The following is a 12,311-nucleotide window of genomic DNA, read 5'->3' as shown; positions in this document are numbered from 1 at the left end:
GCGGCTACCTTCAGAGGATGGGAACGAGGCCGGCGCCGAATGCGGTCAGCATGCGCACCAGCAGCCACTTCGGCCCGACATTGACCTCGGGGAAGTCGCCCACCGCGACATAGCAGCGGTGGAAATCGGCGCTCTGCCGCGGCAGTGGCTGCGGGCAGTCCGGGCCGGGCTTGAACTCGTAGTCGGTGGCATAGCGCCACGGCCAGAAGTCGAGGATCGGCAGCGCCTCGGAGGCCTTGCCGACGCTGTAGTTCAGGCCGGACAGGACCGGCGGCTTGGCACGCGGCGCCACCGTCCAGGAGTTCTGCGGGTGGGTATCGCGCAGGATGCTCTGGGCCAGCTGCTCGGCGAAGGTCGGATCGTCGATGATCACCGCGCCTTCGGTGTTGTAGTTCTCGCTGCGCGGATCGAAGTTGTGGGTGCCGACCACGCCGATGCGGCGGTCGACCACCAGCGACTTGGCATGCAGGCCCATGCGCGCGCCCTTGCGGGTGACCGGCAGCGGCTTGTTGACCGCCTTGCTGCCCAGGAACGAGGGGCGCGTTTCGGTACGCAGCAGGCGGGTCTCGACTTCGCTGCCGGCAGCACGCCGGCGCGCACGGGCATTCTCATACGCACTGCCGGTACGCGGATGGATCACCCGCGCCGGCCGGTCGTCCACATCCGCAGCGGCCACCGCATCACCACCACTACCGCCACCGGCATTGCTGCCCGCCGCGCTGCCACCGAGCAGCGGATTGCGGCCGGTATCGCTGCCCGGCGCTGCGATCGGGTCGGGCAGCAGGTTGCGGTAATCGACCGGGGCATCCAGCGGGAACGGCTTGAATTCGAAGATGTTGAAGCCCAGCTCGCGCATGTTGCGCCGCTTGTACTTGTAGGACAGCGCATACACGATCGGGTTGTCGGTGGCGGCCAGGCTGTTGCTGGATACCACCACGCGCGGCGGCTGCGGGCGCTTGCGCAGCTCGCGGAACAGTTTCTGTGCCGGCTTGGACAGCACCAGGTAGGGCGTCTGCAGGATCACTTCGTGCTGCGCACTGGAGATCAGTGCATCCAGCTGCGGCTCGGTGACATGCTGCCCGGCCAGTGGGGCGTCGGCGCGCTCACGCCGGTGCTTGCGCGGCAGATCGGCCACATAGCGCACCGAGGCGACCGGCAGGGCGGTATCCACGAACGAACGGGTGACGAAGGCGACGTCGTTGGCTTCCTCGCTGACCCGCTCCACCCGCTCGGGCCTGCGGAACTGCGCCGGCGGCAGCAGCGGCACGCCCTGCTTGAGCAGGGTACGGCCGACATCGTTCAGGCGCTCGGCCGGCACGCTGCGCTGCGCGCGCCAGAAGGCATCGAAGTTGGCCGCCATCGCGCGTGCTTCGGGGCCGGCGATCAGCACGTCACGGTCGCGGAAGTTGTATTCGCGGTCCCAGTCGTAATAGTCGTCCTGGTAGTTGCGCCCACCGACCACGCCGATCGCATCGTCAACCACCAGCAGCTTGTTGTGCATGCGCTGGTTGAAGCGGCGGAAGCAGCACAGCACGCTGCCGGCATAGTCGAAGTAGTTCAGACGGGCCTTGCCGAAGGTCGGGTTGTAGACCCGCAGCTGGAAGTTCTCGTGGGCACCGGCCAGTGCGCCGAGGATCTGCAGGTCGGAGATCGCCGAAAGCTGGTCGATCAGCAGCCGCACCTTCACCCCGCGCCGCGACGCCGCCAGCAGCTCGTCGATGACCAGGCGGGCGCTGTCGTCCTTGTCGAAGATGTAGGTCTGCAGGTCGATGCTGCGGGTGGCGCTGCGCAGCAGGTTCAGGCGCGCGACCAGCGCACCTTCGCCCTCGTCCAGCAGGGTGGCGTAGTGCCGCGGCTGGTCCGGGGTCGATTCGCTGAACGCCCGGCCGGCCAGTGCCCGCAGGGGCGAATCCAGCGCGCAGCGGTCGGCCTGCTGGCAATCGACCTGGGTCGAGCGCGCCTGCACGGCAATCGCCTCGGCGCGATCACGCTGGGCATGCGACAGCGACGCGCAGCCGCTGCCCAGCAACACGGTTGCCAGCGCCAATACACGCAGCAAGGGATTCACGGTTTCGGCGCCTCGCTGAGGCGCGCACGCAATACGAAAGTCACTCGGTCACTCAAGGCAAGCTGCCAGCTGTCCATGCCATACCGACCTCGTTGCACGGTACCGCGGCTGACGACGTCGCAATCATAGCCGGGTCGGGCACATTCCGCTTTCTCGACCTTGAGCGTCTCCGGATGGCTGACCCCGCGCAGGGTCAGCCGGCCGTCGATACCGCCGCCCTCGGCAACCGTCTCCGGCCAGTACGGCAGCGAGTCGAACTCCACGAACGGGTAACGGCCGGCATCGAAGAACTCGGGGCCGCGCATCCAGCCGGTATAGCGGTCCTTGCCGGGAATCTCCACGGTGCGGGTGAACATCTTCAGGTGGACCTGGTGGCGGCCATCGGACAGCACCTCGATACGCCCCTCGAAACGGGGGAACACGCCCTCGATGCGCTGGCCGAAGCGGGTGCGGACTTCGAAACCGATCTGCGAGCGCACCACATCCAGCTGCAGCGTACGCGGCGGTTCGGCCACGACCGCCGGCAGCGCGGTCGGTGGCGGTGCGGCAGCCCAGGCCGGGCCGATGGCCAGAACGACTGGCAGCAGACAGCGGCCCGGCAACGCCAACCTCATCGGCTCACGGCCACCAGAAGGCGTTCAGGCTGGCCACGCCCGGCTCGATCGTCGCCTCGCGGGCGAACCCGAGCACGGCCACGCCGCCCGGCGGCATGCCACGGTAATCACTGCTGGTGCCATCGGTCATCAGCGCCACCAGCTGCTCCAGCCCGGGGTTGTGGCCGACGATCAGCACCCGGTCCAGGTCACGGCGCTCGTCCACCAGCGCGGCCAGGGTGCCGGGGGTGGCCTCGTAGATGCGGTCTTCCAGGCGCTTTTCGACATAGCCGATGGCTGCCATCACCGCTTCCAGGGTTTCGCGGGTCCGCCGCGACGGTGAACACAGCACGCAGTCCGGCAGCAGGTTGTTCTCCTTCAGCCACTTGCCGGCGGCTTCGGCTTCAGCGAGCCCCACCGGCGACAACGGCCGGTCGAGGTCGGCCTGGCCGGTGGTGGCCGGTTCGGCGTGGGCGTGGCGGAGCAGGATCAGTTCGCGCATTGCGGGATTCCAATGAAGGGATGGAGACCTACGGCTGTTACAGCTTCAGCCAGGACAACAGGGGTTCCCAGTCGGCCTGGTGCTCGCGCACCTGGGCGGAGCGGTAATCGAAAAGACTGCGGCCCAGGCCGGTCATGACCACATAGCTCTGGCTGTCGCGCAGCTGGGCGACCACCGGATAGGGCCAGTCAGCCAGCATCTGCAGGGCCTGCTGCGAGGTCTGGGTCCAGGGCTTGGTGCGGTTCAGCACCAGCCCGACCGGCAGCTTGCGGCTGTGCACGCGCGGTACCTGGGCCAGGCTGTTGAGGAAGCCGACGATGGCTTCGATGTCCAGTGCCGAGGGCAGCACCGGCACCACCACGGCATCGGCAGCGTCGAGGAAATGCGGGATATCGTCGGCCAGCGCGCCGGCCGGTGCATCGATCACCACGGTATCGGTACCATCGGGCAGCTTCTGCGCCCATTGCTTCTTGCGGTACACGTCGATCGGCAGTACCGCGCTTTCCAGCCCGGCCCGGCGCTGTGCCCAGCGGGTGCTGGAGCCCTGCGGGTCGGCATCGGCGATCACCGTGGCCTTGCCTTGCAATGCCGCGTACGCGGCCAGGTGGGTGGCGATGGTGGTCTTGCCCACCCCGCCCTTGGAACCGGCCACCAGGATCGTCTTCATGCCAGCCTCGCTTCCGGGTACGTGCCCCGAGCGTACACCGCCGATGGTGACGGAAGGTAGAGCCGTGCTGAACCAGTGCCCCCGGCCTTTGCTATCGTGGCGCCCCCGAAGGATCGAACCGCCATGAGCGAACTGCAGGACCTGAGCGCACTGATCCGCGCCAACACGCCGTTGATCGTGGTCGAGACCCAGGATGAGGGTCGCATCGTCGAGCTGTTCCGGCAGACGCTGATGCATGTCTGGCGGGCCCTGCACCGCTGGTCGATCACCGAAGGCCTGCGCCGCATCGACCTGGAGCGCGAGGACGAGCCGGTCGGTCCGCCCGATGCCAGTGCCGCATTGCAGATGATCCGCCAGGCCGACCAGCGCGGCGTGTACCTGCTGCTCGATTTCCACCCCTACCTGGGCTACGCCAGCCACCAGCGTGCCCTGCGCGACCTGATCCAGCGCCGCCACAGCGAACCGCACGTGCTGGTGCTGATCGGCGCCAAGGTGGAACTGCCCGCCGAACTGGAAGCCCTGGCGGTGCGCTTCAACCCGCGCCTGCCCGACGCCAATGCACTGCTGAAGATGCTGCGCGAGGAAGCCGATGCCTATGCACGCGAACACGGCGGGCGCCGGGTGGAAGTGGACAGCGAGGCGGTCAAGAAGATCCTGAAGAACCTGCAGGGCCTGAGCCTGGTCGATGCGCGGCGCATCGCGCGGCAGCTGATCTATGCCGATGGCGCGCTGCGCGACGACGACCTGCCGCAGTTGGCGCGGCTGAAGTTCGAGCTGCTCAACCGCAGCGGCCACCTGTTCTTTGAACATGACAGCGCGCGCTTCGGCGATGTGGCTGGCGCCAACCGGCTCAAGCGCTGGATCAACCAGCGTCGCGTCGCCTTCATCGCCGGCTCGGCACCGGCCGGGCTGGACCCGCCGCGCGGCATGCTGCTGCTGGGCGTGCAGGGCTGCGGCAAGTCGATGCTGGCCAAGGCCACCGCCGCCGGCTTCGGCGTGCCGCTGCTGCGCCTGGACGTGGGCGCGCTGTACAACAAGTACCACGGCGAGACCGAAGCCAACCTGCGCCAGGCACTGGCCTCGGCCGAGCAGCTGGCGCCGTGCGTGCTGTGGATGGATGAGATCGAAAAGGGCCTGGCCACCGGCACCGAGGATGGCGGCGTGTCGCGCCGCGTGCTCGGCTACCTGCTGACCTGGATGGCCGAGCGCAAGGCGCCGGTGTTCATCGTGGCCACCGCCAACCAGGTCCACGAGCTGCCGGCCGAGCTGCTGCGCAAGGGCCGCTTCGACGAGATCTTCTTCGTCGACCTGCCCTCGGCCGATGTGCGCGTGGAACTGCTGCGGCTGCACCTGGGACGGCGCCAGCTCAATGCCGACGACTTCGCGCTGCCGGCACTGGCCGCAGCGGCCAACGGGTTTTCCGGTGCGGAAATCGAGCAGGCGATCGTGGCCGGGCTGTATTCGGCGCATGCCGAAGGCCGGCCACTGGATACCGAACTGCTGATGGGCGAGATCCGCACGACACGGCCGTTGTCGGTGCTGATGGCCGAGCAGGTGGCGGCGTTGCGGGAGTGGGCGTCGGGGCGCACGGTGTCTGCGGACGACTGAAGGTCGCCGCCACCGCGTCCATCCACGCAGGGCGTGGATTCCCTGTCGGTCAGGGTGCGGTGTCTGGGCTCCAGCCAGCGGGCGGGGTCAGCGGCAGACCGTTTTCCTGCAACAGGCGGCTGATGGCTGCCGTCGTGCCTTCGCGCGCGGCGCGCTGCAGGTAGCCGGCGGGCAGCCCCCGCCGCCGCGCACTCAGCTGTTGCCACTGCAGCCAGTCAAGTGCGCGCTGGGCATCAGGATCGGCGGGCACCAGCCGCAGTGCCAGTTCCTGCAGACCCAGATCGCCACTGGCTGTCATCTGCGTGGCCAGCCTCCTGCACGTTGCGCTGTGCTGTGCCTGCCCGCACAGCGCAATGCCGGCGAAGTCCCACAAGGTGCGTTCCTCCAGCGACCCCAGCAGGGCGTCTTCGACGATCTGCCGCGGGCTGCGGTCCGCCTCCTCCAGCGGCGTGTCGGACAACGACACCCCTGCCAGCGCCTGCAGCTGCATCGCCAGCAGCCGCCGCGTCCCATCACCGAACGGTTGCCGTTCCGCGGCGGCGCGCAGCTGCTGTGTCGCCATGCCGACTTCTTCCAACCGCCAGGCCACCTGCACCGCCTGCCACGCGCCCTCGCCGTTGTCCTGATCGTCCGCACGCTGCGCCTCCAGCAGTGCCGGCAACAGCCCGGCACCTGTGGGCGCAGCCGTGGGCAAGCCAAGATTGCGACCGACGGGGTCACCGCAGGTGAGCGTGCCCTGGCACAGCCGCAACAGGCGGTGGCGGTGGAAGCGGTGCGCTGGCGCGGCCTGCCAGGCGTCCAGGAAAACCGGCGTGAGTGCATCGGCATCGGTCAGGCGCTGGCCATCGGCCTTTACGCCCAATGCCAGCGACAACTCGGCCCCCTGCCAGCGCTCGGCCGGGACATCGCTGGCCTGCAGGGCGGCGATGCGGGTGACGACCGGCTGCAGCCAGTCCGGCACGGACCGGTCCTGAGCATTCAGCCCCCCTGGCAGCAGCAGCGACAGGAACAACAGCAAGGTAGCGCGTTGGCGCATCCGGAGCTCATGGCAGCGAAGGGCCAACCATTGTAGGCCCCCTTGCACGCCGCCAGCGGCCGTCCGCTGTCAGGGCCAGGCTGGAGGCGCGGCCAGCCAGGCCTGCTGTACTTCGGCCAACGTCGCGCGTTCGTCGTCGCGCCATTGCGGCAACAGCTGCGCGTAATGGCTGCTGTCGCGCCATTGCCCCGGCTCGGTCCGTACGGCGGCGGCATACCACTTCACTGCCTCCTGCTGCTGGCCAGCCCGCCACAGCGCCAACGCATAGCTCGGCGGTACCCAGCCCGGATTGCTGCGCTGGGTGCTGGCAGCGGCCTGCCACTGTTCCAGCGCGGCCAGCGCCTGGCCCTGCCGCAACAGGTCCCAGCCATAGTTCCAGCGTACGCTGCGGCCCAGCGCGCTCTGCACCGGCGCCTCGGCCAGTGCCTCGCGATAGAGCTTGTCGCCCAGTTCCGCGCGCCCCTGCGCGATGGCCACCGACGCCAGCTGCGCCGTGGCTTCCAGCCCCTTGCGGCCACGCTCGCGATGCTTCAGCAGCTGTGCCACCAGGTCTTCGCCTTCACCCTGCACCACCGTGATCGGCGCGGCAGCGGCGTCGCTGTCGAAATAGAACTCCTGCGGTGCCGGCAATGCCGGCGCGGCCCACACAGTGGCCGCTCCCGAAACCAGCAACACGCCGGCCAGGAACTGTCCTGCAACTGACATCCCAATTCCCCCAAGGTTGAAACACCAACCCTCCCTCTCTCTCCCCGATCCTAACCCCAGCACGGCCCCGGCGCGAGTGCCGGGGGCCCTGGCCCCCCACTGTTACAATTCGCGCCTTTCCCGCCGCGTGCACCTGCGCGGCCGGTGCCAGCCGATCCTGACAGGCCAGCCATGACCAGTACCGCGCAACTCACCTCGCCCGCTTCCGCCGACCTGCTCGACCGTGATTACACGCTCGACCACAAGTACACCCGCAACGAAGGGCGGATCTACCTGAGTGGCGTGCAGGCGCTGGTGCGGCTGCCGCTGATGCAGCGCCTGCGCGACGAAGCTGCGGGCATCGACAGCGCCGGTTTCATCAGTGGCTATCGCGGCAGCCCGCTGGGCGGCTTCGACCTGGAACTGTGGCGCGCGCGCAAGCACCTGGAAACGGCCAAGGTGAAGTTCACCCCGGGCCTCAACGAGGACCTGGGCGCCACCATGGTGTGGGGTACCCAGCAGACCAACCTGTTCCCCGGTGCCAACGTGCAGGGCGTGTTCGGCATGTGGTACGGCAAGGGCCCGGGCGTGGACCGCTGCGGCGACGTGTTCAAGCACGCCAATGCCGCCGGCACGTCGCGCCATGGTGGTGTGCTGGCACTGGCCGCCGATGACCATGCCTGCCGCAGCTCGACGCTGCCGCATGGCAGCGAGGACGAATTCGTCAGCGCGATGATGCCGGTGCTGAACCCGGCCGGCGTGCAGGACATCCTCGACATGGGCCTGCTCGGCTGGGCGATGAGCCGTTACACCGGGCGCTGGGTCGGCTTCAAGACGATTGCCGAGACGGTGGAATCGTCGGCCTCGGTCGAGGTTGATCCGCTGGCCCGGCGCATCGTGCTGCCGGAGGACTTCGACATGCCTGCCGGCGGCCTCAACATCCGCTGGCCCGATCCGCCGCTGGACCAGGAGATGCGCCTGCACCGCTATGCGGTGAAAGCCGCGCAGGCCTTCGCGCGTGCCAACGGCATCGACAAGGTGGTGATGGACGCGCCGCGTGCGCGGCTGGGCATCGTCACCACCGGCAAGAGCTACCTGGACGTGCTGCAGGCCCTGGAATACCTGGGCCTGGACGAGCAGGCCTGCGCCGACATCGGCATCCGCGTGTACAAGGTCGGCATGACCTGGCCGCTGGAACCGGAAGGCATCGCGCGCTTTGCGCAGGGCCTGGAAGACATCATCGTGGTGGAGGAGAAGCGTGCCTTCATCGAGCGCCAGATGAAGGAGCAGTTCTTCAACTGGCCAGCCAGCTGGGGCCAGCGCCCGTCCATCGTCGGCAAGTACGACGAGGCCGGCGAGTGGATCCTGCCGTCCACCGGCGAACTGACCCCGGCCACCATCGCCGGCGTGATCGGTCGCCGCATCCAGAAGTTCTTCAACAACGAATCCATCGAGCAGCGCCTGCAGTGGATGCAGGAGAAGGAAGCCGAGCTTGCGTTGCCGCGCGCCAGCTTCCCGCGCGTGCCGCACTACTGCTCCGGCTGCCCGCACAACACCTCCACCACCGTGCCGGACGGCTCGCGTGCGCTGGCCGGCATCGGTTGCCATTACATGGTGACCTGGATGGACCGCAGCACCGACACCTTCACCCACATGGGTGGCGAAGGCGTGACGTGGGCCGGGCAGGCCGCGTTCACCGACACCCAGCATGTGTTCCAGAACCTGGGCGACGGCACCTATTTCCATAGCGGTTCGCTGGCCATCCGCCAGGCGATCGCCGCCGGCGTCAACATCACCTACAAGATCCTCTACAACGACGCGGTGGCGATGACCGGCGGGCAGCCGGTGGACGGCCCGTTGAGCGTGCCGGACATCGCAAAGCAGATGCGGGCCGAGGGCATCCACACCATCATGGTGTTGTCGGACAACATCGCCAAGTGGACGCGCCAGCGCGAGCATTTCCCCAGCGACGTGGAGTTCCACGACCGCAGCGAGCTGGATGCGGTGCAGAAGCGCCTGCGCGAAGTGAAGGGTGTTTCGATCCTGATCTACGAACAGACGTGCGCCACCGAGAAGCGCCGCCGCCGCAAGCGCGGCAAGCTGGAAGACCCGGCCAAGCGGGTGATGATCAATTCGCTGGTCTGCGAAGGCTGCGGCGACTGCGGCAAGAAGAGTTTCTGCGTGTCGGTGCTGCCGAAGGAGACCGAGTTCGGTCGCAAGCGCGACATCGACCAGTCCAACTGCAACAAGGACTATTCCTGCGTCAACGGCTTCTGCCCGAGCTTCGTCACCGTGCACGGTGGGCAACCGCGCAAGGGCAGCAAGCGCGATGCGTCCACGCTGCTGGACAACCTGCCGGCACCGGTGGTGCGCGGCACCCTGGAGCAACCCTGGAACATCCTGATCACCGGCGTTGGCGGTACCGGCGTGGTGACCATCGGCGCCCTGCTGGGCATGGCCGGTCACCTTGAAGGCAAGGGCGCCTCGGTGCTCGACCAGACCGGCCTGGCGCAGAAGGGTGGCGCAGTGACCACGCACATCCGCATCGCCCGCCGCCCGGACGACATCCATGCGGTGCGCATCGCCGCTGGTGAAGCCGATCTGGTGCTGGGCTGCGACATGGTGGTGGTCAACGACTACTGGGCACTGTCGAAGGTACGCGCCGGCCGTTCGCAGGTGGTGCTCAATACCTACGAAGCGATGCCGGGCACCTTCACCACCCGCCCGGACATGCAGTTCCCCGCCGCCGACATCATCGCCGGCGTGCGCGTGGCCCTGGGTGGCGAGGAGCCGCTGCTGCTGGACGCAACCCAGCTGGCCACCGCGCTGCTCGGCGATGCGATCGCCGCCAACCTGTTCATCCTCGGCTACGCCTGGCAGCAGGGCCTGGTGCCGCTGTCGTTCGAGTCGCTGATGCGCGCCATCGAACTCAACGGCGCGGCCGTGGCGATGAACCAGCAGGCCTTCGCCTGGGGCCGCCTGGCCGCGGTCGATCCGCAGGCCGTGCAGCAGGCCGCCGGCCTGGTGCGCAACCGCCACACCGACACCGAGAACACGCCGGGCCCGCTGCATGCGCTGCCGCCGGGCGAATGGGAAGGCAACGAGTGGGGCGCTACCGCCGCACCGCGCAACACCGGTGACGAGCGAGAGCTGCGCGGGCTGCCGACGCACGGTGGCGATGTCGCCTTCCTGCCGCTGGACGACGCGCGCCTGTCGCGCTCGCTGGACGAGATGATCGAGCGCCGCTCGGCCTTCCTGACCGACTACCAGGATGCCGCCTACGCCAACCGCTACCGCAGCCTGGTCGAGCGCGTACGCGCGGCCGAAGCCGAGCGCATCGGCGGCTCCACCGCGTTGACCGAAACCGTGGCCCGCTACCTGTTCAAGCTGATGGCGTACAAGGACGAGTACGAAGTGGCGCGCCTGTACACGAGCGGCGACTTCCAGCGGCGCCTGCAGCAGCAGTTCGAAGGCGATTACCAGCTGCGTTTCCATCTGGCACCGCCGCTGTTCGCGAAGAAGGACGAACAGGGCCGGCTGCAGAAGAAGGAATACGGCCCGTGGATGTTCAAGGCGTTCGGCCTGCTGGCGAAGCTGAAGTTCCTGCGCGGTGGTCGCCTGGATGTGTTCGGCCGCACCGAAGAGCGTCGCATGGAGCGCCAGCTGATCACCGATTACGAGGCGACCGTGCAGCAGCTGATCGACGGACTGGATGACGACCGCCTGGCACTGGCGGTGGAGATCGCCAGCATTCCCGAGCACATCCGCGGCTTCGGCCACGTCAAGGAAGCGCACTTCGAGAAGGCCAAGGCCCGCGAAGCGGTGCTGCTGGCGCAGTGGCGCAACCCGAAGGCGCTGCATATCGTGCAGGTGGCGTAATAGCGGCAGGTGGTAGTGCCGGCCGCTGGCCGGCATCTGCCCTTCCCGGACAATGTGTTGCCGGCCAGCGGCCGGCACTACCGGTGATTCACCCCAACCGCCACAGCAGCAGGCGGTTGTTGGCCGGCATCGCCACATCCCCCAGGCGGGTAAAGCCGTTGTCGGCGGCCAGCGCCTGCACCGCTTCGCTATCGCGGATGCCGCTGCGCGGATCACGCGCCTTCAGCCACGCATCGAACTGCGCATTGCTGTCGCTGGTGTAGCGACCGCCGTAGTTGAACGGTCCGTACACCGCCAGCAGCGCGCCGTGGCGCAGCAGGGGGGGAAGTGCGGCAAACAACGCCTGCACATGCTCCCAGCTCATGATGTGCAGGGTATTGGCACTGAAGGCAGCGTCGAACGTGCTGCCTTCCGGCAAGCTCAGGCCGGGCGCTGGCGGCAGTTCCACCTGCAGCGCCACCGGCGGCAGCAGGTTCAGCAGCGCCGCCTCCGCGCGCCAGGCCTCGATGCCCGGCAGATGATCCGGATGGTCGCTGGGCTGCCAGCGCAGCCATGGCCAGCGCTCGGCGAAGAAAGCAGCATGCTGGCCGGTGCCGCTACCGATCTCCAGCACCCGGTGGCGATCTCCCATCCACGGGTCGAGCGCAGCGGCGATCGGTTCGCGGTTGCGTTCGCAGGCTTCTGAATACGGCTTGCTCGACATCGAGACGGCGTCCAGGCGGGGTCGGCCTCATTGTGCACGAGGGGCGTATTGCTCGGCAGGGCTGCGCCCTGCACCTGCAGAGGCCGGAGCCAGAGCAACGTCAAAAGGCGGCATTCCGTGGGTCGGCGGGGTGGATCCGGTTGCGGGGGACGCCGTGAATCCGTCCATGGAGGCTCGGTCGCGCCATCCATGGCGCTCACGCCCCCGCAACCGGATCCACCCCGCCTTCGACAGTTTTCCGCGATCTGCTGGAACGGCTCTTGGGGTCAGATCCGTTTTCCTGCGGAAAACGGATCTGACCCCAGATTTATTTCGATATCTGACAGATGTGTCGACCAAGGTCGACACCTACCAACAGCCGCGGAGATCTGTCAGAGGTGGGGCGGTGTGGGGTGGCAGGACCGTTGGCGCCATGGATGGCGCCATCGAGCCCCCAATGGGTGAGGGCGCTTTGCTTGCGAAGCATTGCTTCGCAAGCGCCCGAACGCACAGCCGCCAGCGGCTGGGCGTTCGGGCAAGTGACTGCAGTCATGGTCGGGGAGGGTTTCGGCAGGGCTTGCAGCCCTGCACC

General features: G+C 68.1%; 9 protein-coding genes. 2 read left to right on the top strand and 7 right to left on the bottom strand.

What is annotated here, in order from left to right:
* Positions 1–10 precede the first annotated feature (10 nt).
* The 4 genes from BW38_RS02765 to BW38_RS02780 are packed head-to-tail and all read right to left on the bottom strand — an operon-like array spanning position 11 to position 3,830.
* Positions 11–2,068, bottom strand: a complete 2,058-nt coding sequence (locus BW38_RS02765; protein WP_032977998.1) for a phospholipase D family protein — start codon at positions 2,066–2,068, stop codon at positions 11–13.
* Positions 2,065–2,682, bottom strand: a complete 618-nt coding sequence (locus BW38_RS02770) for a YceI family protein (RefSeq protein ID WP_025875990.1) — start codon at positions 2,680–2,682, stop codon at positions 2,065–2,067. Before BW38_RS02770 ends, BW38_RS02765 begins: the two co-directional genes overlap by 4 nt.
* A 4-nt stretch (positions 2,683–2,686) precedes the next feature.
* On the bottom strand, positions 2,687–3,163 hold the full coding sequence (locus BW38_RS02775) for a histidine phosphatase family protein (protein WP_032977995.1): 477 nt from the start codon (positions 3,161–3,163) through the stop codon (positions 2,687–2,689).
* Between the two features lie 37 nt (positions 3,164–3,200).
* Positions 3,201–3,830, bottom strand: a complete 630-nt coding sequence (locus BW38_RS02780; protein ID WP_025875994.1) for a ParA family protein — start codon at positions 3,828–3,830, stop codon at positions 3,201–3,203.
* A 123-nt stretch (positions 3,831–3,953) separates the two neighbouring features.
* On the opposite strand from BW38_RS02780, the gene BW38_RS02785 reads away from it, so the two are divergent.
* Complete coding sequence (locus BW38_RS02785; RefSeq protein ID WP_025875996.1) at positions 3,954–5,438, top strand: AAA family ATPase; 1,485 nt, start codon at positions 3,954–3,956, stop codon at positions 5,436–5,438.
* 49 nt (positions 5,439–5,487) lie between these two features.
* On the opposite strand, the gene BW38_RS02790 is transcribed toward BW38_RS02785, so the two are convergent.
* Both BW38_RS02790 and BW38_RS02795 read right to left on the bottom strand, forming a co-directional pair.
* Positions 5,488–6,474, bottom strand: a complete 987-nt coding sequence (locus tag BW38_RS02790) for a hypothetical protein (RefSeq protein ID WP_032977992.1) — start codon at positions 6,472–6,474, stop codon at positions 5,488–5,490.
* Positions 6,475–6,543: 69 nt separating this feature from the next.
* The gene (locus BW38_RS02795) at positions 6,544–7,179 is read right to left on the bottom strand and encodes a tetratricopeptide repeat protein (RefSeq protein WP_032977989.1); all 636 of its coding nucleotides are present in this window, start codon (positions 7,177–7,179) and stop codon (positions 6,544–6,546) included.
* A gap of 171 nt (positions 7,180–7,350) precedes the next feature.
* Between BW38_RS02795 and BW38_RS02800 the strand changes: the two genes are divergently transcribed.
* Positions 7,351–11,037: an indolepyruvate ferredoxin oxidoreductase family protein gene (locus BW38_RS02800; RefSeq protein ID WP_032977986.1), complete on the top strand. Its 3,687-nt coding sequence runs from the start codon at positions 7,351–7,353 to the stop codon at positions 11,035–11,037.
* Positions 11,038–11,125: 88 nt separating this feature from the next.
* Here BW38_RS02800 and BW38_RS02805 read toward each other — a convergent pair whose 3' ends face one another.
* Positions 11,126–11,740, bottom strand: a complete 615-nt coding sequence (locus BW38_RS02805) for a DUF938 domain-containing protein (protein WP_032977984.1) — start codon at positions 11,738–11,740, stop codon at positions 11,126–11,128.
* Between the last annotated feature and the right edge of the window lie 571 nt (positions 11,741–12,311).

Origin of the sequence: Stenotrophomonas sp. RIT309, assembly GCF_000632045.1 — a bacterium.
In the GTDB taxonomy this organism is placed as follows: domain Bacteria; phylum Pseudomonadota; class Gammaproteobacteria; order Xanthomonadales; family Xanthomonadaceae; genus Stenotrophomonas; species Stenotrophomonas indicatrix.
The sequence above is the reverse complement of the archived record's forward strand: the minus strand, read 5'-3'. Positions and strand labels throughout refer to the sequence as shown.